Annotated in this window: 23 protein-coding genes; 3 read left to right on the forward strand and 20 right to left on the reverse strand. The window is 30.7% G+C overall.

The genetic code is table 11. From position 1 onward, the window contains the following. Nucleotides 1-92: 92 nt before the first annotated feature. The 7 genes from AMN95_RS02220 to folE form a co-directional block, all read right to left on the reverse strand. On the reverse strand, nt 93-1,154 hold the full coding sequence (locus AMN95_RS02220; protein WP_075522362.1) for an ABC transporter ATP-binding protein: 1,062 nt from the start codon (nt 1,152-1,154) through the stop codon (nt 93-95). Next, entirely contained in the window at nt 1,147-2,766 is a 1,620-nt protein-coding gene (locus tag AMN95_RS02225) for an ABC transporter permease (RefSeq protein WP_075522363.1), read from the reverse strand. Before AMN95_RS02225 ends, AMN95_RS02220 begins: the two co-directional genes overlap by 8 nt. 95 nt (nt 2,767-2,861) lie before the next feature. Next, complete coding sequence (locus AMN95_RS05640; RefSeq protein ID WP_179850340.1) at nt 2,862-3,011, reverse strand: hypothetical protein; 150 nt, start codon at nt 3,009-3,011, stop codon at nt 2,862-2,864. A 20-nt stretch (nt 3,012-3,031) separates the two neighbouring features. Further along, nucleotides 3,032-4,060 carry an extracellular solute-binding protein gene (locus AMN95_RS02230; RefSeq protein ID WP_075522364.1) on the reverse strand — a complete coding sequence of 343 codons (1,029 nt, stop codon included), beginning with the start codon at nt 4,058-4,060 and terminating at the stop codon, nt 3,032-3,034. Between the two features lie 115 nt (nt 4,061-4,175). After that, nucleotides 4,176-5,066, reverse strand: coding sequence for a LysR family transcriptional regulator (locus tag AMN95_RS02235; protein WP_075522365.1), 891 nt, complete (start codon nt 5,064-5,066; stop codon nt 4,176-4,178). Further along, entirely contained in the window at nt 5,066-6,067 is a 1,002-nt protein-coding gene (locus AMN95_RS02240; protein ID WP_075522366.1) for an MDR family oxidoreductase, read from the reverse strand. Before AMN95_RS02240 ends, AMN95_RS02235 begins: the two co-directional genes overlap by 1 nt. A 3-nt stretch (nt 6,068-6,070) precedes the next feature. After that, nucleotides 6,071-6,685, reverse strand: coding sequence for a GTP cyclohydrolase I FolE (folE, locus tag AMN95_RS02245; protein ID WP_075522367.1), 615 nt, complete (start codon nt 6,683-6,685; stop codon nt 6,071-6,073). A gap of 76 nt (nt 6,686-6,761) precedes the next feature. Between folE and hisI the strand changes: the two genes are divergently transcribed. Genes hisI through AMN95_RS05645 form a run of 3 tightly spaced genes read left to right on the forward strand, consistent with a single transcriptional unit; the run spans nt 6,762 to nt 7,775 of the window. Then, nucleotides 6,762-7,229, forward strand: a complete 468-nt coding sequence (gene hisI, locus AMN95_RS02250; protein ID WP_075522368.1) for a phosphoribosyl-AMP cyclohydrolase — start codon at nt 6,762-6,764, stop codon at nt 7,227-7,229. Then, the gene (locus AMN95_RS02255; protein ID WP_075522369.1) at nt 7,230-7,604 is read left to right on the forward strand and encodes a DUF2237 family protein; all 375 of its coding nucleotides are present in this window, start codon (nt 7,230-7,232) and stop codon (nt 7,602-7,604) included. It begins immediately after the preceding gene. A 12-nt stretch (nt 7,605-7,616) separates the two neighbouring features. Further along, nucleotides 7,617-7,775, forward strand: a complete 159-nt coding sequence (locus AMN95_RS05645; RefSeq protein ID WP_179850341.1) for a hypothetical protein — start codon at nt 7,617-7,619, stop codon at nt 7,773-7,775. Between the two features lie 8 nt (nt 7,776-7,783). Here AMN95_RS05645 and AMN95_RS02260 read toward each other — a convergent pair whose 3' ends face one another. From AMN95_RS02260 to AMN95_RS02320, 13 genes are read right to left on the reverse strand one after another with little or no spacing between them, the layout of a single operon-like run. Continuing rightward, complete coding sequence (locus AMN95_RS02260) at nt 7,784-9,403, reverse strand: electron transfer flavoprotein-ubiquinone oxidoreductase (RefSeq protein WP_075522370.1); 1,620 nt, start codon at nt 9,401-9,403, stop codon at nt 7,784-7,786. A 23-nt stretch (nt 9,404-9,426) separates the two neighbouring features. Beyond that, complete coding sequence (locus tag AMN95_RS02265) at nt 9,427-10,380, reverse strand: electron transfer flavoprotein subunit alpha/FixB family protein (RefSeq protein ID WP_075522371.1); 954 nt, start codon at nt 10,378-10,380, stop codon at nt 9,427-9,429. Next, nucleotides 10,381-11,130, reverse strand: coding sequence for an electron transfer flavoprotein subunit beta/FixA family protein (locus AMN95_RS02270; RefSeq protein ID WP_075522372.1), 750 nt, complete (start codon nt 11,128-11,130; stop codon nt 10,381-10,383). After that, nucleotides 11,130-13,562, reverse strand: coding sequence for a GcvT family protein (locus AMN95_RS02275; RefSeq protein WP_075522373.1), 2,433 nt, complete (start codon nt 13,560-13,562; stop codon nt 11,130-11,132). The genes AMN95_RS02270 and AMN95_RS02275 overlap by 1 nt, the downstream gene beginning before the upstream one ends. Nucleotides 13,563-13,617: 55 nt before the next feature. Beyond that, nucleotides 13,618-14,118: a hypothetical protein gene (locus AMN95_RS02280; RefSeq protein ID WP_075522374.1), complete on the reverse strand. Its 501-nt coding sequence runs from the start codon at nt 14,116-14,118 to the stop codon at nt 13,618-13,620. Beyond that, entirely contained in the window at nt 14,063-14,632 is a 570-nt protein-coding gene (locus tag AMN95_RS02285; protein ID WP_075522375.1) for an NAD(P)H-dependent oxidoreductase, read from the reverse strand. Before AMN95_RS02285 ends, AMN95_RS02280 begins: the two co-directional genes overlap by 56 nt. After that, nucleotides 14,632-15,033 carry a CoA-binding protein gene (locus AMN95_RS02290; RefSeq protein ID WP_075522376.1) on the reverse strand — a complete coding sequence of 134 codons (402 nt, stop codon included), beginning with the start codon at nt 15,031-15,033 and terminating at the stop codon, nt 14,632-14,634. The genes AMN95_RS02285 and AMN95_RS02290 overlap by 1 nt, the downstream gene beginning before the upstream one ends. A gap of 4 nt (nt 15,034-15,037) precedes the next feature. Continuing rightward, the gene (locus AMN95_RS02295) at nt 15,038-15,226 is read right to left on the reverse strand and encodes a hypothetical protein (RefSeq protein WP_256997924.1); all 189 of its coding nucleotides are present in this window, start codon (nt 15,224-15,226) and stop codon (nt 15,038-15,040) included. Beyond that, a complete protein-coding gene (locus AMN95_RS02300; RefSeq protein ID WP_075522377.1) occupies nt 15,223-15,996 on the reverse strand; it encodes an enoyl-CoA hydratase in 774 nt (257 codons plus the stop codon). Before AMN95_RS02300 ends, AMN95_RS02295 begins: the two co-directional genes overlap by 4 nt. 8 nt (nt 15,997-16,004) lie before the next feature. Then, nucleotides 16,005-16,379 (reverse strand): nucleotidyl transferase family protein, encoded by a 375-nt coding sequence (locus AMN95_RS02305; RefSeq protein WP_075522378.1) that lies wholly within the window; start codon nt 16,377-16,379, stop codon nt 16,005-16,007. Beyond that, a complete protein-coding gene (locus AMN95_RS02310) occupies nt 16,376-16,786 on the reverse strand; it encodes an adenylyl-sulfate kinase (RefSeq protein ID WP_075522379.1) in 411 nt (136 codons plus the stop codon). The genes AMN95_RS02305 and AMN95_RS02310 overlap by 4 nt, the downstream gene beginning before the upstream one ends. Then, a complete protein-coding gene (locus AMN95_RS02315; RefSeq protein ID WP_075522380.1) occupies nt 16,786-17,412 on the reverse strand; it encodes a class I SAM-dependent DNA methyltransferase in 627 nt (208 codons plus the stop codon). Before AMN95_RS02315 ends, AMN95_RS02310 begins: the two co-directional genes overlap by 1 nt. 7 nt (nt 17,413-17,419) lie before the next feature. Continuing rightward, the gene (locus AMN95_RS02320) at nt 17,420-18,616 is read right to left on the reverse strand and encodes an aromatic ring-hydroxylating oxygenase subunit alpha (protein WP_075522424.1); all 1,197 of its coding nucleotides are present in this window, start codon (nt 18,614-18,616) and stop codon (nt 17,420-17,422) included. Nucleotides 18,617-18,656 lie beyond the last annotated feature (40 nt).

An 18,656-nucleotide genomic window follows, 5' to 3' on the forward strand; every position in this document is an offset into this window, starting at 1 on the left:
GTTGTAAATTTTTTAAATAGAGGAATTTTAATTCCTGCTAAAGTAACTTTTAAAAATACTTTAATATTACTTTTCATTTACTAGGCTTTTTATTAGAAGCAAACTATATGATCAATATGAATTGGTCTTTTAATACCAAATTTTTCATCAACCTCATGTTGATGAATATGGTGAGAATGTACAAATACTGGAATAAAAGTATTACTAGGCGTTTTAAGTGTATATATAAAATTAGTGCCTCTAAACTTTCTATCAACTACTTCGAGTTTTAAATTACTTTTATCGTCATGTTCTAAATCCTCAGGTTGGAGTAATAATTGCACATTTGAACCCTTTGGGTATTCTTTTATAAAATTTCCCTCAATTGTACCTAAATCCCAATTCTCTAAAGTATTTTTACCTGTCACTTTAGCAGGAATTAAAATTCCTCTATTTAAAAAATTTACAACCTCCACTGAGTTAGGAAAATGATATACTTTATAAGGGTCATCAAATTGCTTTAATTGTTGATCTAAAATTATTCCGCATTTTGATCCTAAATAAAATGCCTCATAAGAATCATGCGTAACTATGATAGTAGTTATTTTTAATTTACTTAAAATTTTTTTTAATCTCACTTGAATTTCCTCTTTAAAACTTTGATCAACATTTGATAATGGCTCATCTAATAATAATAAATCTGGTTTTGTAATAAGAGATCTTGCAAGTGATGCTCGTTGAGCCTCGCCAGCACTTATTTCATGCGGGTATTTATTAAGTATGTGAAAGATATCTAATAAATCAACTATTTCTTTTAAGCTTATTTTTTTTCCACTCTTATCTTTATTTCTGTCTGAACCAAGTAATATATTTTTTTCAACGGTATAATGTGGGAATAAACTGTTATCCTGAAAAGCTAGTGAAACATTTCGATTTTCTGGTTCTACATTTATTTTTTCAGAGGAAAGGGTTTTGCCATTCAATTTTATAAAACCTTTGTTAATTTTCTCTAATCCTGCTATTGTTCGTAATATAGTTGTTTTGCCAATACCAGAAGGTCCGAGAAGACAAACAACATCACCTTCATTTTCGATTGAAAAAGAAACATTTTTTACTTTTGTTTTTCCACTTATATTGAAGTCAACATTCTTAATTTCAAAAAAGTTTTTAGCCATTATTATCTTTTAAAATATATTTAGATGTAACTATTATAAAAGAAGTTGCAATCAAAATCAGAAATAAAGATGGAACAGCAGCAGCTTCTAATAAATCTTCAGATGCTGAAATATAAGCAGAAGTTGCAAAAGTTTCAAAATTAAAAGGTCTCAAGATTAAAGTAATAGGTAATTCCCTCACAATTTCTAAAGAAATTAATATACAAACAAACAATAAAGAGTTTCTTAAAAAAGGTATATGAATATTCATAAATGTTTTTCTTTTCGAATAACCAAGTAAATAAGAACTTTCATCAACTGACAAATTAATTTTTTCATAGCCAGATTTTATTCCATTAAAAGCTAAAGAATAAAATCTTACAAAATATACAAAAACTAATCCTAAAATTGATCCAATAAATATTTTCTTTATAGAAAAAAATCCTAAATTTTTTACAACACTTTCATCGAACCAAGCTATGAATGTTATAAATGCTACAGCTAAAATTACACCTGGTATTGCGTATCCTGAAATAGATAAAGTAGACAAAATATTTAATATTTTATTTTTTGAAACTCTGTTTCCATAATTTGAAATTAAAGCAAAGATTATTAAAAAAAAACTAGATAAAAAAACTAGGTAAAGAGTGTTAATTAAAAGATCAATTATCTGTAAATCAAATAAGTTTTCTGGAAATTTAATTGTCCAATAAAGCATTTGGCTTAATGGAAATAAAAAACTTAAAAAGAAAATAAAAAAACAAAAGATAAAAGCTAAAAAAGATTTACTACCAGAAAGTTGTAACTTTTGTTTTTGTTTAAAGTCAACTCTCGTATTGAAATGATATTTCGCTCTATTTCTTGATAAATTTTCTAAAATAAATAATGAAAATATAAACAAAAGTAAAAAAAATGATAATTGATTTGCAAATGCTAAATCATCAAAAGTAATCCATGAATTATATATTCCAGTAGTAAGTGTGTTTATTGAAAAAAAATCAACTGCTCCAAATTCAGCAAGAGTTTCCATAGCTACTAATGACAGACCGGCTACTATTGCTGGTCTGGCAGCAGGTAAAATGATTGAGTATAATGTTTTAAATTTTGTAAAACCTAAATTTTTTCCCAAATCTATAAAGTTTTGCGATTGATATAAAAACGAAGCTCTAGCTAAAATATACACATACGCAAATAAGGAGAAAGATAGGGAAAGTATAGCTCCAATCATTCCATCAAATTTCGGAATATGAGTGTTGTAATTTCCTTCTCCAAATAGGTTTTTGAAAATTGAATACGCTGTTCCATAATTTTCAAAAAAAGCTGTTAATGAATATGCATAAATATAGGGCGGAACTGCAAAAGAAAGTATCAATGCCCATTTAAAAAAATTACTTAATGGAAATTTATAAAAAGATACTAGATATGCAGCTCCAGTACCGATTAAAAAAGTTAATATCAAAACACTTGTTAATAAAATAATTGAATTAGAGATATACTCTAGCAAAAATGTTTCTTTTAAAATTTGATAGTAATTTGAAGTATCTTCAAAGAAACTAGAAAATACTGTTAATATTGGAATGATGACAAAGGTAGAAATGATTAAGGAAGAAATGTACCAAAAATTTATTCTCATAATTTATAATCCGCCTTATAAACATGAAAAGTATTTGTGTCCATATTTTGAGAAGTAAATAACTTGCCTATAAAACATGGACACGCAGAAGAAAATCAAAAATCAAATACTTTTAGGATATGCGGAACCTCCATAGTTTTAATTTCTGACAGTTTTCTGTCATTTATTCTTTTATCGATTTTTTTACACTCCAAATGACATGGTGAACATGCTTTGGAAGATTTATTTAAATCAATATTAGACATAAATTTCTTTTTTTCTTGCATTATTTCCAACCAGCAGCTGTCATTACTTCTAATGCAGCAGATTGATTTTTTCCATAAGATGCTAACTTAGTTTTCATATCTTGTTTGAAATCTAATCCCAAATTATTCACAACTAATGGACTTGGAGAAACACCGTCAATCATTGGAAACTCAAATGTATTGTTTATAAAATGCTCTTGAGATTGTGGAGTTAATAAAAACTCAACAAGTTTAATTGCATTGGCTTTATTAGGTGCTCCCTTAACTAAAGCTGCGCAACTAACATTCATGTGAGTTCCTCTATCATTCTGGTTAGGAAAGAAAGCTTTAACCTTTTTAGCAGCCTCTTGTTGTTCTGCACCTTTTTTACCAGATAACATTAAAGCTAAGTAATATGTGTTAGCTACAGCAATATCAGCTTCACCAGCTGCTACCGCCATTATTTGTGCTCTATCATTACCTTTTGGTGTTCTTGCCATATTAGCAACAACTCCCTCTGCCCAAGCTGCTGCAGCGTTCTTACCATTATTAGCAATTAGTGATGCTACAAGAGACTTGTTATAAATGTTGCTAGATTTTCTTATTACTAATCTTCCTTTCCATTTAGGATCAGCTAAACCTTCATAAGTCATTCCAGATAATTCGGCACCGGTAACTCTTTCAGGTGAATAATAAATTATTCTAGCTCTTTTAGCTATACCTACCCATTTATTTGTTCTAAAGTTTTTTGGAACAGCTGCTTTGATAGCTTTAGATGTTAAACCACCTTGTAGATGACCTTTAGCATCCATAGCACCGCATCTTCCTGCGTCAGCAGTAATATAAAGATCTGCGGAAGAATCTGTACCCTCTTCGATTATTCTTTTTTCTAAAGCACCTGATTTTCCATTTATCAAATTGACCTTAATCCCAGTCATATTTGTAAACTTAGAATAAAGTTCAGAGTCTGCTTTATAGTGTCTTGCATTAAAAACATTCACTTCATTTGCAAAAACAAAAGTTGATACAAACAAAGATGTAATCAATGTCAAAATTGATATTTTTTTCATTTTTTTTCCATATCTTCCGCATGATTATTTGAGAATGATAACTATTCTCAATGCGAATGATTATCAATCGCAAGAATGTCGCACTTTCTCTGTATTGATTGCCTTTTTCTTTATACTATGATTTCCAGTCGCCTATTTTGCTGAATAAAAAGTTCCTAAATGCTTGAACTCTAGCTGTGTTTTTTAATGACTGAGGGTAAACAAAATGTGCCTCTGTAATTGGTCCCTCAGATTTTGGTAAGACCTTAATAATATTGCTTGAATTACTGACTAGATACTCTGGTAATGCTGCTAAACCTACTCCTGCCTCTACAGCTAATAATAACCCCATTACGCTATTTACTTTCATAATTGGCTTTCTCTTTTTTCCGTCGTGCATACCTAATTTTAGAGCCCAATCAGGATTATAAACTGGTGACGGAGCTCCTTTTCCAAATGATATAAATTTATGTTTATTTAAGTCAGTAATAGTCTTTGGCATACCGTATTTTTCTAAATATTTACTAGAACCATATATATAATATTTAAGATCTACTAATTTTTTTTGGATGTAATTTAATTGCTTGGGTCTTCTCATAAAAATACCTATGTCAGCTTGTCTAGTGCTTAAGTCTAGCTCTTTATCCTCAAAAATTAACTCTATTTCAACTTCAGGATTTAATCTCATAAATTCTTCAATTCTAGGGGTTAACCAATGCGTACCAAAACTTCTCACAGTTGTAATTGTTAGTTTACCAGTTGGTTTATTTTTTTGATCTCCTAGAGATGTTTCAACTTCTTTTAATTTGCTTATAACTTCATGAGCAGTTTTAAATACATATTCTCCATTTTCAGTAAGAGTTAATCCTCGAGCATGTCTTTCAAATAATTGAACTTTTAAATCTTGTTCAAGGGACTGTATTTGTCTGCTGATCGCAGATTGACTAAGATTTAAATTAATTGTAGCGTTTGTAAAACTACCTGCTTCAGCAACTGCATGAAATATTTTTAATTTATCCCAATCCATTATTTATTTAAATCAACTAAAACTCTTCCTGAAATTTCTCCTTTTAGTATTTTAGGATAAGTTTCAATTAACTCCTCTAAACTTACTATTTGAATTGATTTTTCGAATAAACTAAAATCAACTAAATTAGCTGCTTCACCCCAAATAAATTCTCTTCTTTTAATACTGCAGTTAGCAGAGTCCATGCCCCAAAGTTTAATTCCTCTAAGCATAAAAGGTATTACATTTGTATTTAATTCATTAGTATTAGCATTTCCACATACAGCAATAATTCCATTGGGATTAGTTTGCACTATTGCATTGGCTAATATTTTTCCTCCTACAGTATCTACAACTCCATCCCATAAACCTTTGTCAATTAATCTTGGATCTTTGTCAAATTCACTACGATTGACAACATTTTTTGCGCCTAATGATTTTAAATAATCAATTTTAGAATCTTTTCCAGTAACTGCAGTTACATTGTAACCCATTTTATTTAGTATGATTACAGCAATACTACCAACACCTCCTGTTGCACCAGTTACCAAAACATCTTTTACTTTTTCACCTAATAATATTTCTTCTCTAGCTTTAATTGCAAATCCACTCATCAAAGAAGTAAAGCCAGCAGTTCCTAAAACCATTGCTTGCTTACTTGTTAAATTTTTTGGTCTCTTTACTAAAAAATCTCCATTTACTTTTGCAATTTGCGAATATCCACCATAAAAAATTTCACCTACTCTAAAACCTGTTAGAATAACATTATCACCTTCTTTAAATTTTGAATTTTCACTTTCTATTACTGTCCCTGAAAAATCTATTCCTGGTATATGTGGAAATTCTTTTACTAACCGTCCACCATTTTTTAAAATCATTCCATCTTTGAAATTTAGATCTGAATAATCAACTTTAACAGTTACGTCACCGTGCTTTAAAAAACTTTTATCTATTGATTTAACTTCTCTTGTAAAGTCTTCTCCTTGTTGATTTAAAACTAATGCTTTAAATTGATCAGACACTTTTTATTCTTTTGCAATGCTGATAAATCTTAAATATCTATTTTGATATGAAAGATCTTCTTTAAATTGACCTAAATAATAATTTGTTACTGTAGTGGCTTGCTCTTTTTTAATACCCCTCATAGTCATACACTGATGTGTAGAGTCTATTGTGACAGCAACACCTTTTGCATCTAAAGACTCCATTAGTGTATTCGCAATTTGCATAGTTAATCTTTCCTGTGTTTGTAATCTTTTTGAGAAAACTTCAACAACTCTTGCTAATTTACTTAATCCAACGACTCTTTTTTTAGGTATATAAGCCACATGAGCTTTACCAATAATTGGAGCCATATGATGTTCACAGTGACTTTGGATAGAAATATTTTTTTGAACAACCATGTCGTCGTACCCTTCAACATCACCAAAAGTTTTATCTAAAACTTGATTAGGATTTTCCTTGTATCCTTTAAAATATTCCTTGAATGCTTTAACGACTCTTTTTGGAGTTTCCAATAATCCTTCCCTATTTGGATCTTCACCCATCCAAGTTAGAATTGTTTTGAAAGCCTCTTCAGCTTCTTTATCAGAAACTTTTTTTAAATCTTGCTTATTCTCTGTATCTTTAACTAATTTCATTGTGAGTTTTATACATATAATTGTGCAATTTTAAAATATTTAATATATCCAGATATGTGCTACATAATCACCGTATATGTTCAAAAAAAGAGAAAATGTAGTCGAAATTGAAGAGGGAAATCTTCTTTCACCAAAATTTGATAATGATGGGTTGATACCTGTTGTTACTATGTGTTCAAAAACAAAAGACGTATTAATGCACGGGTATATGAATGTTGAAGCATTAAAAAAAACTATTGAAACAAAAGAAGCTCATTATTTTAGCAGATCAAGAAATGCTATTTGGCACAAAGGTAAAACAAGTGGTTTTATACAAAAAGTAATTGAAATTAAAATAGATGATGATCAAGATTCTATTTGTTTGACTGTAGATATAGGTGATGGAGCAAGTTGTCATGTTGGTTATAGATCTTGTTTTTACAGATCAGTACCATTGGGCCCAATAGATAATGGGAGTAAAATTGAAATGAAATTCTTAGAAAAAGAAAAAAAATTTGATCCAGAAAAAGTTTATAAAGGTCAACCTAACCCAACAAAAATATAAATGAGTAAAAAACAAAAAAATGTTCTAGGAGAAGAACTAGAAGAATGCTCATTAGATCCGTTAACAGGATGGTATAGAGACGGTTGTTGTAACACTGATGAAAATGATCACGGACTTCACACAGTATGTGCTAAAGTAACAACAGAATTTTTAGAATGGTGTAAAGAGGCTGGTAATGACTTGATTACCCCACATCCTGAATTTGGTTTCCCAGGTCTTAAAGATGGTGATGGTTGGTGTGTTTGTGCAACATGGTATGCTAGAGCAGTTGAAGCTGGAAAAGGATGTCCAATTTTTCTGAAAAGAACTCATCAAAATACTTTAAACATTTTACCAATCGAAACTTTAAAAAAATTTGCGATAGATCTTTCTTAAAAAATTTTTAATATGAGTGATGTTATATTATCTGTTATATATCTTTTATTAGTTTTAGCTTTAGTCTTACCTGGTTTTTTATATGCAAATAAAAATAAAAAAATTTTTCTAAAAAATTTGATTATTTGGATTGGTGTAGTTGGAGTAATTCTTATTTTAATTAATTTTTAAATAACTTATTACATATTCCCATACTTAGGTCCGCCACCACCCTCTGGAGTTACCCAAACAATATTTTGAGAAGGTTCTTTGATATCACAAGTTTTACAATGAATACAATTTTGAGAGTTAATCACAAATTTATTAATATCATTCTCTTTTTGTATTTCATAAACCCCTGCAGGACAATATCTTTGAGCAGGTTCATCAAATTTTCCTAATGTGTAACTGACTGGTAAATTTGGATCTTTTAATTGCAAATGTACTGGTTGATTATCTACATGATTTGTGCCAGTTAAATAAACAGAGCTTGTTTTATCAAAAGTGATTTTGTTATCTGGTTTTGGGTATTCAATTTTTGGCATTTCATTTGCAGGTTTTAATGTTTCATGATCAGCATGTTTGTGCTTTAATGTTAAGGGTAATCTTCCTCTAAACAATATTTGATCTATTCCTGTAAATATAATTCCTAAAATCAATCCCCAACTAAAACTTGGTTTAACATTTCTTGCTTTGTAAAGCTCTTCATATAACCAACTTTTTTTAAAATTTTCTTCATATAAAGATAAATCTACTTTAGATTTTAAATGTTCAACAATAGTTTCAGCTGCAATTATCCCACTTTTCATTGCTGTATGTGATCCTTTAATCTTTGGCATATTTAATGTTCCTGCATCACATCCTATTAACAAAGCTCCTGGCATATACATTTTAGGCAGGCTTTGAAAGCCTCCTTCAATTAATGCTCTGGCTCCATATGAAATTCTTTTCCCTCCCTCAATAATTTTTCTTATAGAAGGATGAGTTTTAAATCTTTGAAATTCATCAAATGGAGATAAATGAGGATTTTTATAATCTAATCCAATAACATATCCCAAAAAAACTTGCTTATTTTCAGCGTGATAAATAAAGCTTCCGCCGTAAGTATCATTATCTAAAGGCCAACCTGCGGAATGCATAACCAAACCTTCTTCATGATTTTCTTCATTAATTTCCCATATTTCTTTAAAACCTATTCCATATTGTTGAGGATCTTTACCTTTGTCTAACTCAAATTTTTTAATTAATTGTTTTCCTAAATGACCTCTGCAACCCTCAGCAAATACCGTTACTTTTCCTAAGAGTTCTATTCCAGGTTCAAAACTATCTTTTTTATTGCCTTCCTTATCAATACCCATATCTTGAGTCACAACACCTTTAACTGCACCTTTATCATCATACAATATTTCACTAGCTGGAAATCCTGGAAAAATTTCAACTCCTAAGGCTTCAGCTTGTTCAGCAAGCCATCTGCATAAATTAGCTAAACTGATAATATAATTTTTATGATTTTGCTGAACAGAGGGAAGTAGCCATGTTGGCCAACTTAAGGATTTATTTTTTCCTAAAAATAAAAATTTTTCTTTTGAAACTTTAGTTTTAATTGGCGAATTTAAATTTTTCCAATCAGGTAATAATTCATCTAGGGCTCTAGTTTCAAAAACATTTCCACTCAAAATATGTGCACCGATTTCAGAAGCTTTTTCTAATACACAAACATTTAATTCAGGATTTAACTGTTTAAGTTTTATAGCAGTGGATAAACCAGATGGACCTCCACCTATTATCACAACATCATATTCCATTGTCTCTCTAGACATAGTTTAATTTTTTACAGATTATATTATTTTTGTATAGTGTTTAATTTGTTCAATTCCTCTAGAAATTGTGGAAGTGCTTCAAATAGATCAGCCTCAAGACCGTAATCTGCTACGCTAAATATCGGTGCCTCCCCATCTTTATTGATTGCAACAATTATTTTACTTTCCTTCATTCCAGCTAGATGTTGAATAGCACCTGATATACCAACTGCAATATATAAATCTGGCACTACAACTTTTCCTGTTTGACCCACTTGGTGATCATTACTTATATATCCAGCATCAACTGCTGCTCTAGATGCTCCAATAGCTGCATTCAATTTATCTGCAATCGTTGTAATTAGTTTAAAGTTATCTCCACTTTGCATTCCCCTTCCACCTGAAATTACAACCCTTGCGGTTCCAAGTTCTGGTCTATCTGATTTAATTTCCTCTCTTTTAACAAATTTTGTGTTTCCAAACTCTTCTCCTGGCTCAGCTTTCTCAATTGGAGCTGATCCGCCTGAGCTTTCGCAAGGATCAAATGAAGTAGGTCTTATTGTAACGCATTTTTTTGTATCATTGCTTTTAACAGTTGCAAAAGCATTTCCAGCATAAATTGGTCTTAAAAATGTATCAGAGGAAATTACTTTAATTATATCACTTATCTGAGATGTATCCAAAGCAGCTGCAATTCTTGGCATTAAATTTTTTCCAAATGTATTTGCTGAACAAACAATATGGGAATAGTTATCTGCCAATTTAACAATCACAGGAGCAAAATTCTCAGCAACAAAATTTTCATAATAAGCCGCCTCTACATGAATAACTTTTTTAACTAAAGGTAATTCTGATAATGCTTTTGCAGCACCATCGCAATTTTGACCAATAACAATAGCATGAACATCTGTATCTATTTGTGATGCTGCAGTAACAGCATTAAGTGTAAAAGGTTTTATTTCTTTATTATTGTGTTCTGCAATTAATAAAACTGACATTTAAATTACCTTTGCTTCATTTTTTAATTTTTGAACCAATTCAGCTACACTAGAAACTTTAATGCCTGCTTTTCTTTTAGGAGGTTCCTCAACTTTAATTTGCTCGATTCTAGGAGAGGTATCTACTCCCAAATCTGACGCATTTAATTGTTCAATTGGTTTTTTCTTAGCTTTCATGATATTTGGCAATGAGGCATATCTTGGCTCATTTAATCTTAAGTCACATGTTACAATTGCAGGAATGTTTATTTCTATTGTCTCAAGGCCTTCATCAATCTCTCTAGTAACTTCTAATTTTTTGTCTTTTATTTCAATCTTTGATGCAAAAGTTGCTTGAGGCCAATTTAATAAAGCGCTTAACATTTGACCTGTTTGATTACAATCATCATCAATCGCTTGTTTGCCCATAAAAACTAAATCTGGTTTTTCTTTTTCAACAATTTTTTGTAATAACTTTGAGACAGCCAAGGGCTCTACTATACCATCAGCTTTGACAAGAATACCTCTATCAGCACCAACTGCTAAAGCTTTACGAACTGTTTCTTGAGCTTTTTCTTCACCAATACTTACAGCTATTACTTCTGTTGCTTTACCAGCTTCTTTAATTTTTACGGCTTCCTCAATCGCATTATCATCTGGTGGGTTAGTAGACATCTTTACATTATCAGTTACCACACCTGTATTATCTTCTTTAACTCTAACTTGAACGTTGTAATCAATTACTCTTTTTACTGCGACTAAAATTTTCATTAAGCTCTCAATAAGTTATTTTCAGCATCATAAGGACTCTCTTCAAGTATTGTAGCTTCGTACATCTTTCCAAGAATATCAACTTTTAGTTTTTCTCCTACGTTTGCTAAATCTGGTTTTACCATGGCTAAAGCGATAGATTTATCTAATCTAAAACCATACTCGCCTCCTGTTGCTCTACCAACAACTTTATCATCTTTATAAATAGGATTATTACCTAGTACATCTGAGTCTGTAGTGTTGTGAACTTCTAGTGTTACTAATTTATTATCAAAACCTTTTTCTCTCCACTTGTTTAAAGCATCTAGTCCAATAAAGTTTCCTTTATTTGGATGAATAAATCTATCCAAACCTGATTCATATGGCGAATATTCAATTGATAATTCAGTTCCAACAAGTTTATAAGATTTTTCAACTCTCAAACTATTCATAGCTCTTATTCCAAAAGGTTTAATTCCTAAATCTTTTCCAGCTTCCATTAATTTATCAAAAATATGATTCTGATATTCAATTGGATGATGTAACTCCCAGCCAAGTTCTCCAACAAAGTTCACTCTCATAGCATTTACAGGAGCAAACCCAACATTTACATTTTTTGCAGTTAACCATTTAAAGTTTTCATTTGAAAAATCATCAGTTGAAACTTTTTTCATTAATTCTCTAGCTTTTGGACCAGCTACTACCAATACACCAGTACTATTTGTTAAATCCTCAAATATTACTGAACCATCTGTAGGCATCCATTTTTGAATCCAATCATGATCTAATCTTAAGTTAGCTCCCGCAGAAACGAGATAATAGCTATTTTCTGCCTCTTTCATTATAGTAAATTCTGAATGTACTCCACCTTTAGTATTAAGAGCATGACATAAGTTTATTCTACCAATTTTTTTAGGAAGTTTGTTTGCAACTAAATAATCTAAAAACTCCTCAGCTTTTGGACCTTTAATTCTACATTTAGCAAATGCTGTCATATCCAAAAGCCCAACATTTTTTTTTACATTTTCACATTCTTTCTTTATTGCATCGAACCATTTTGATCTTCTAAAAGACCAGTCATCTTTTTGTTCCATGCCATCTGTTGCAAAGAAGTTTGGTCGTTCCCATCCAAATTTTTGCCCAAATACAGCTCCGAGATCTTTCATCCTTTCATAACAAGGAGAAGTTCTCAAAGGTCTAGCTGCTGGTCTTTCTTCATCTGGATAATGAACAATAAAAACATGACTATAAGCTTCTTCATTTTTTGCTTTTAAATAAGATTTGGTTGCGTAATTTCCATATCTTCTTGGTTCAACACCGAGCATATCTATTGTTGGTTCTCCGTCTACAATCCACTCAGCTAATTGCCAACCTGCTCCTCCTGCTGCTGTTATCCCAAAACTATGACCTTCATTAATCCAAAAATTTTTTAATCCCCAAGCTGGACCAACTATAGGATTTCCATCTGGTGTATAACAAATTGCTCCATTATAAACTTTCTTTACTCCCACTTCACCAAAAGCAGGTACACGATGTATTGCTCCTTCAATATGCGGAGCAAGTCTATCTAAATCTTCTTGAAATAATTCATACTCTGAATTTTTTGATGGTCCTTCAACATAACATGCGGGTGCTCCATCTTCATAAGGACCTAAGATTAGTCCACCTGCCTCTTCTCTCATATACCATCTGCTATCACTATCTCTTAGCACTCCCATTTCAGGTAAACCTTCTTTTTTTCTCTTTTGAATTTCTGGATGAGGTTCTGTTACGATGTATTGATGTTCAACAGGTATGACTGGAATATCTAATCCTACCATTTCCCCAGTTTGTCTAGCAAAGTTTCCTGAGCAAGAAATTATATGTTCACATTCGATCGATCCTTTATCTGTCTCAACAATCCAACCGTCTTTAGTTTGTTTCATAGCTAAAACAGTTGTGTTTCTATAAATTTCAGCTCCTCTATTTCTTGCACCTGTTGCAAGTGCTTGTGTCAGATCTGCTGGTTGAATATATCCATCTTCTGGATGTTGGATTGCTCCAACTAAATCATCTGTATGACATAAAGGCCAAATTTCTTTAACTTCTTTTGGAGATAAAAATTTCACATCTACTCCAATCGTTTTAGCTACTCCAGCATATTGGTGATATTCATCCATTCTATCTTTTGTACTTGCTAAACGGATATTTGATACAACGCTGAACCCAACATTTTTTCCTGTTTCTTCCTCTAATTTTTTATATAAATCGACTGCATATTTATGTAGTTGTCCAACAGAATAACTCATATTAAAAAGAGGCAGTAATCCAGCAGCGTGCCATGTCGAACCTGAAGTTAATTCTTTTCTCTCAACTAAAACAACATCTGACCATCCTTTTTTTGCAAGGTGATAAAGAGCACTAACACCAACTACTCCCCCACCAACAACAACTACTTTTGTTTTAGTTTTCATAGAATGATTTCTACTAAATTTTTATTCATTTCGAAACAAAATTGTATTGAGATAATCAAATTGAACTTCCTAATGAAATCGGACTCGAAACCATCGTGGTTAACCAACAGTTTTTTAAGGGGCCCTCCATAGTATATTTTTCAACCTGCCAATTAAATTTGTGGTAAATTTTTTTATTATCTAAAATAATAACCTCAAATTGAGCCCATTTGTCACCAATCTCAATTTCAGTAATTGTATGGCTTATATGATTTAACAGCATTTGATAAGACCTACCCTTTATCATTATCTTAAAATTTGGTAATGGACCGGTATTTTTTTTATTTTCAGGATGGGCGAAATTCCAGGTTTGTTCTATTCCACTATCTTTAAAATTATCATCGTTATTCATTAATCCTGTTAATTGAATCTTAACAACCTCTTTTGGTTTTATTAAACTATTAGGATTTATTAGATCAGCTTTTAATGTAGTAGTAGATAGAAAATAAATTAAAATAATACTAAACGTTATTAGCTGTTCTTTGAACATCTTTAAGAAAATGTTTTCTTTTTTCATCAGTTACAAATGGTACAGCAAAATATCTCCTATAATTGATATTATAAATGCCGCACATATGGAAAACTCCTCTTTTTAATCGTCTGATTGGTAAATTTAAAAAAAAAGTTGTTATTGCTAGTCTTGGTGAACCATAAGTACAAAATATGATTGCTTTTTTATCTCTAAGATTTCCAATTGGATATCCATAGTTTCCCCACAATTGTTTAAATTTAAATGCCCACGGTGGAGCTAAAACTTTATCTATCCAACCCTCAACAATAGCTGGCATTCTAAAATTCCAGATTGGTGCAATTAAAACAATTGTATCACAAGAATCAATTCTTTTTCGATGATCTAAAACTGTTAAATCTGGTTCCTCACCTGCAAAAACTGGGTCAAATTTTTCCTTATAAAGATCAACAATATCTACAGTGTGGCCTTTGTTTTTAGCAGTCTCAATAAAAGTATCTCTAATAGCAGCGTTAAATGATTTATCATCATAATGACCATATATAAGAAAAATTTTTTTCATTAGGTTAAAAATTTTTCAAATTCTATTTTTGTACATTTATTTTCAATGTATATAATGTCACTTGCCTCAACAATTTTTTTTGCTTCATTATTTTTGATATCTAATTGCAACCATAAAACTTTTGCATGAATTTTGACAGCTTCTTTAGCAATATTAATCACCTCATTTGATGGTCTAAACACGTCAATAATTTCAACTGGACTATCAATTTCTGAAATACTTCCAAAAACCTTTTCATCTAATATTTTTTCTCCCTTCATAGAGGGATTAACAGGAAAAACCTTGAATCCATAGTCTTGTAAATATTTCATGACAACTGTAGATGTTTTTGTTAAATCTTTGCTTGCACCAACTAGAGCAATATTTTTATATTTTTCTAAAATCTCTTTTGTATTTATCATTTATTTACTTTTCATTCATAATTTTGTCTTCACAAAATTTTTTAGCCTCTAGAGTAGTCATTGGTTTTTCTAATTTTTTACTTCCTGCAATACAAGCATCTATTGCTCTTTTAAAATTATGATCCCTAAATGTTAATATGAAATAAAGTCCAAAAATTACCAATATAATGGTTATTATATTTTTTATTTTCACTTATTTTTCCATTTTGGTTTTCTATTTTCTAAAAAAGCAGAAATTCCCTCTTTTGCATCCATCGCCATCATATTCAAGGTCATCATCTTGCTTGTATAAACATAAGCTTTTTTAAGAGGCATTTCTAATTGTTTATAAAAAGCTTGTTTGCCAATCTTAATTGTAAGATTAGATTTTGAGGAAATTTTTCTAGCTACCTTAAGAACTTCAATATTAAGTTTTGATTTTGAAAAATGATCATTAATCAATCCAATTTGTTTTGCATAATTTGCTTTAATTGGTTCACCAGTTAACAGCATTTTCATCATCGGTTTTCTATTTATTTTTCTACTAACCGCTACCATTGGGGTGCTGCAGAATAATCCTATATTAACCCCTGGTGTTGCAAATAAGGCTTCACTAGAGCTGTAAGCTAAATCACAACTAGCAACTAATTGACAACCAGCTGCATACGCAGCTCCATGGACTTTTGCAATTACTGGTTTTCTTCCCTCAACTATTTGAGTCATGAGCTTTGAGCAAAGATTAAATAACTTTTGATATTTATTTTTTCCTTTAAGACTTTTAACTTCTCTAAGATTATGTCCAGCACTAAAACCTTTGCCAGCTCCCTCTAAAATGATTACTTTTGTTTTTTTATCTTTATCAAGTTTTTGAAAAACTTTAATTAAATCAATCAAATTTTTAGTTGATAATGAATTATATGTTCTGGGTTCATTCATTGTAACTAAGGATATTCCACCAGATAAATATTTAACTTTTATGTTCATTAAGAAATCTATTTTAGCTTTCCTTCTTGTCTCATTTTAGCTCGAATTTTTGTAGCTGAAATTTTTTGTATTTCTTCAGGTAAAATAATCTCCTCAATCTTATATCCAACACCTCTTCCATAACAAATATTAGTAATATTAGGCACTAGCATTATTTTGAACTTACCCTCAAATTCTGGATTTAATCTATCCTCAATATTTTTTTTTACTGTTTCAAAATCAAAAGGATTGTCATCTACTCCTTGTACATCTCTTATTTGTATACAAACTTGACCAGTCTTTTTAAAAACTTCTTTAAATAAAGTGTAATGTCCATCATGAAATGGCTGCCACCTTCCAAGCATTTGTGCAGTTGGTTTTTTGTTATCCCATTTGTAAGTCATCTTTTAATGTCCTTATAAATTTTTGATGCCCAATTTTTAGCATCTTGGGTAGTAACATGAAAGTCATACTTGTTGGGTTTTACAAACATCTTATTAGTATCATCAAATCTTCCTTCTTTAATTGTATCCACCCAAATTGTATAATCAGCTGGGAACAAACTTCTTGCTTCAGGTGTTGGGCATATAAAGTCTGCAACAACAAAGCTTCCGTCTTCTTTCATCTTCAAAGCAAAGTCAGCCATTCTTTTGGCTTGTCTTTTTCTCCCCTCTTCTGAAAAATCCCAATCATTTGCTTCTTTTCTAACTTCATCTGCATTTAATCTTTTTGCTTTTAACATTGGAGCCAATTCGTTTGCTAAAGTAGTTTTGCCAGATCCAGGTAATCCCATTATCAATATAATCTTCATTATTTTACTCGATACAATCCAAGCCAAGCATTTACATCTTTGCTGGCAATATAATCTGATTTAAAAAACTCTAATTCATCCCATTTATTGTCTTGTTTTAAATTTTCAATTTTTTTATCAAAGCCATAATCTTTATAAATACCTTCATTAATTGTAAAACAAATCAACCCATTTTTTTTTGTAACTCGAACAAATTCATCTAGAGCTTGTGGTTTTACATGTCCAAAAGTAAAAGTTCCAACACACATTGTTGCATCATAAAAATTATCTTTAACATCAATAGGATTGTTTAAGTCTACTTTTATCAGTTTTTGATAAAGTTGTTTTGGAACAGTATCGAGTAATTTTTGTGATAGATCAGCTCCATGAAAATATTTAAAACCAAATTTTTTTAATTCCAAACCTACTAAACCAGTACCACATCCTGCATCGAATATGAGTATTTCTTTATTTTCAGTATGTCTTGTTAAAACATCTACAGTTTCTTGTGGACCTGTATAATTCCACTCAACCATATCTTTATTGTATTTATTTTTTTTACCCCACTCATCATAATATTTCATAACCTCATCAGTAGTTTTAAGTTTGTATATAGGAACTTTATTACCAACATCTTTAAGTGCCATCTAAGTATTACTCCATTAAACTATTTGCTACCCACTTATGAAATTGATGGGTCGGTTGATCCATAATTGGTGAAAAATTTCCACCATTGTAAACTGGTGAACTTCTTCCTTCCTGCATGCCTTCAATTGCATTTATGTCTTCTAACATAACATCTTTCCAAAATCTTGAATTTTCTTTTCTTAATTCTTTTAAATCTTCTCCATTTGCACTTTCATTACCTATATAATACATTTGCATATGTTCTTTAGTTTTGTTCATTGTTAAAGGTTCTAACCAAAAAACATAAAAGTGATCTATATGCAAACCAATCATTACATTTGGAAATAAAGCTATATATTCTGAACTTTTTAACATGTTTTTATCCCAATTGGAAAAAGTATTAAACTTTTTGTTTCCTTTCACTGGTTGTTCATATTTTTTACTTCCTTGTCCAGCAAATCTGTTAGGTAATCCTTGAATGTGATAATGATCATTAATACTTGAAACCTTATTTAATTCTGGATGAATTGTTGGTAAATGGTAACTCTCACAATAGTTTTCTATTGCAAATTTCCAATTACAATTAACTTCTAAACTAAAATAACCATAATCATTTGAATGAACTAAAGATTTGTAATCCTCTTTATTAATGAACTTTTGCCATCTGCTCTCTAAAGGTTTGATATATTCATCAAAATCAATTTCATTCGAATTTATATTTATAAAAATTATATCCATCCAAATTCTAGTTTTAACCTCTTTTAAGTTGCTTTTTGTATTATCAAAATTTGCTAATAAATGATTATTCAAACCGCCTATATGTGGTGTTGCGATTAGTTTTCCATCAAAATCATATGACCAAGAATGATAAGGGCATCTAATTACATTTTTTAAGGTACGCGGTTTATCTAAAAGCTTAAAACCTCTGTGGCTACAAACATTGTGAAACACTCGAATCTTCATCTCTTTATCTCTTACGATGATTAATGGAATCCCGAGTAGATTGTGTGGTTTAGCATCTCCAGGATTGGGGATGGAGCTTGCTACCCCAATTACAGTCCATTTATTGAAAAAGACCTTTTCTCTCTCTTGGGCTAAATAATCCTTATTTGTATAACACTCGTTAGGTAGGCCGTTAGCTACTTCAATTGATTTATTAACATTGTTAAGTTTATCAATATCTAGTATTTTTGCTAAGGGTAAATTTTTAAGATTTTGATCCACAAAAAAAATTATCATGAGGGTAATTTTTGGCAACAAATTT

It is taken from the genome of Candidatus Pelagibacter communis (assembly GCF_001180185.1).
GTDB lineage: Bacteria > Pseudomonadota > Alphaproteobacteria > Pelagibacterales > Pelagibacteraceae > Pelagibacter > Pelagibacter ubique_F.

What these genes read in the sequence shown, in the direction of transcription:
- AMN95_RS02220 (WP_075522362.1), bottom strand. Translation starts at nt 1,154, where the DNA reads ATGGCTAAAAACTTTTTTGAAATTAAGAATGTTGACTTCAATATAAGT.
- AMN95_RS02225 (WP_075522363.1), bottom strand. Translation starts at nt 2,766, where the DNA reads ATGAGAATAAATTTTTGGTACATTTCTTCCTTAATCATTTCTACCTTT.
- AMN95_RS05640 (WP_179850340.1), bottom strand. Translation starts at nt 3,011, where the DNA reads ATGTCTAATATTGATTTAAATAAATCTTCCAAAGCATGTTCACCATGT.
- AMN95_RS02230 (WP_075522364.1), bottom strand. Translation starts at nt 4,060, where the DNA reads ATGAAAAAAATATCAATTTTGACATTGATTACATCTTTGTTTGTATCA.
- AMN95_RS02235 (WP_075522365.1), bottom strand. Translation starts at nt 5,066, where the DNA reads ATGGATTGGGATAAATTAAAAATATTTCATGCAGTTGCTGAAGCAGGT.
- folE (WP_075522367.1), bottom strand. Translation starts at nt 6,685, where the DNA reads ATGAAATTAGTTAAAGATACAGAGAATAAGCAAGATTTAAAAAAAGTT.
- hisI (WP_075522368.1), top strand. Translation starts at nt 6,762, where the DNA reads ATGTTCAAAAAAAGAGAAAATGTAGTCGAAATTGAAGAGGGAAATCTT.
- AMN95_RS02255 (WP_075522369.1), top strand. Translation starts at nt 7,230, where the DNA reads ATGAGTAAAAAACAAAAAAATGTTCTAGGAGAAGAACTAGAAGAATGC.
- AMN95_RS05645 (WP_179850341.1), top strand. Translation starts at nt 7,617, where the DNA reads ATGAGTGATGTTATATTATCTGTTATATATCTTTTATTAGTTTTAGCT.
- AMN95_RS02260 (WP_075522370.1), bottom strand. Translation starts at nt 9,403, where the DNA reads ATGTCTAGAGAGACAATGGAATATGATGTTGTGATAATAGGTGGAGGT.
- AMN95_RS02265 (WP_075522371.1), bottom strand. Translation starts at nt 10,380, where the DNA reads ATGTCAGTTTTATTAATTGCAGAACACAATAATAAAGAAATAAAACCT.
- AMN95_RS02270 (WP_075522372.1), bottom strand. Translation starts at nt 11,130, where the DNA reads ATGAAAATTTTAGTCGCAGTAAAAAGAGTAATTGATTACAACGTTCAA.
- AMN95_RS02275 (WP_075522373.1), bottom strand. Translation starts at nt 13,562, where the DNA reads ATGAAAACTAAAACAAAAGTAGTTGTTGTTGGTGGGGGAGTAGTTGGT.
- AMN95_RS02280 (WP_075522374.1), bottom strand. Translation starts at nt 14,118, where the DNA reads ATGAAAAAAGAAAACATTTTCTTAAAGATGTTCAAAGAACAGCTAATA.
- AMN95_RS02285 (WP_075522375.1), bottom strand. Translation starts at nt 14,632, where the DNA reads ATGAAAAAAATTTTTCTTATATATGGTCATTATGATGATAAATCATTT.
- AMN95_RS02290 (WP_075522376.1), bottom strand. Translation starts at nt 15,033, where the DNA reads ATGATAAATACAAAAGAGATTTTAGAAAAATATAAAAATATTGCTCTA.
- AMN95_RS02300 (WP_075522377.1), bottom strand. Translation starts at nt 15,996, where the DNA reads ATGAACATAAAAGTTAAATATTTATCTGGTGGAATATCCTTAGTTACA.
- AMN95_RS02305 (WP_075522378.1), bottom strand. Translation starts at nt 16,379, where the DNA reads ATGACTTACAAATGGGATAACAAAAAACCAACTGCACAAATGCTTGGA.
- AMN95_RS02310 (WP_075522379.1), bottom strand. Translation starts at nt 16,786, where the DNA reads ATGAAGATTATATTGATAATGGGATTACCTGGATCTGGCAAAACTACT.
- AMN95_RS02315 (WP_075522380.1), bottom strand. Translation starts at nt 17,412, where the DNA reads ATGGCACTTAAAGATGTTGGTAATAAAGTTCCTATATACAAACTTAAA.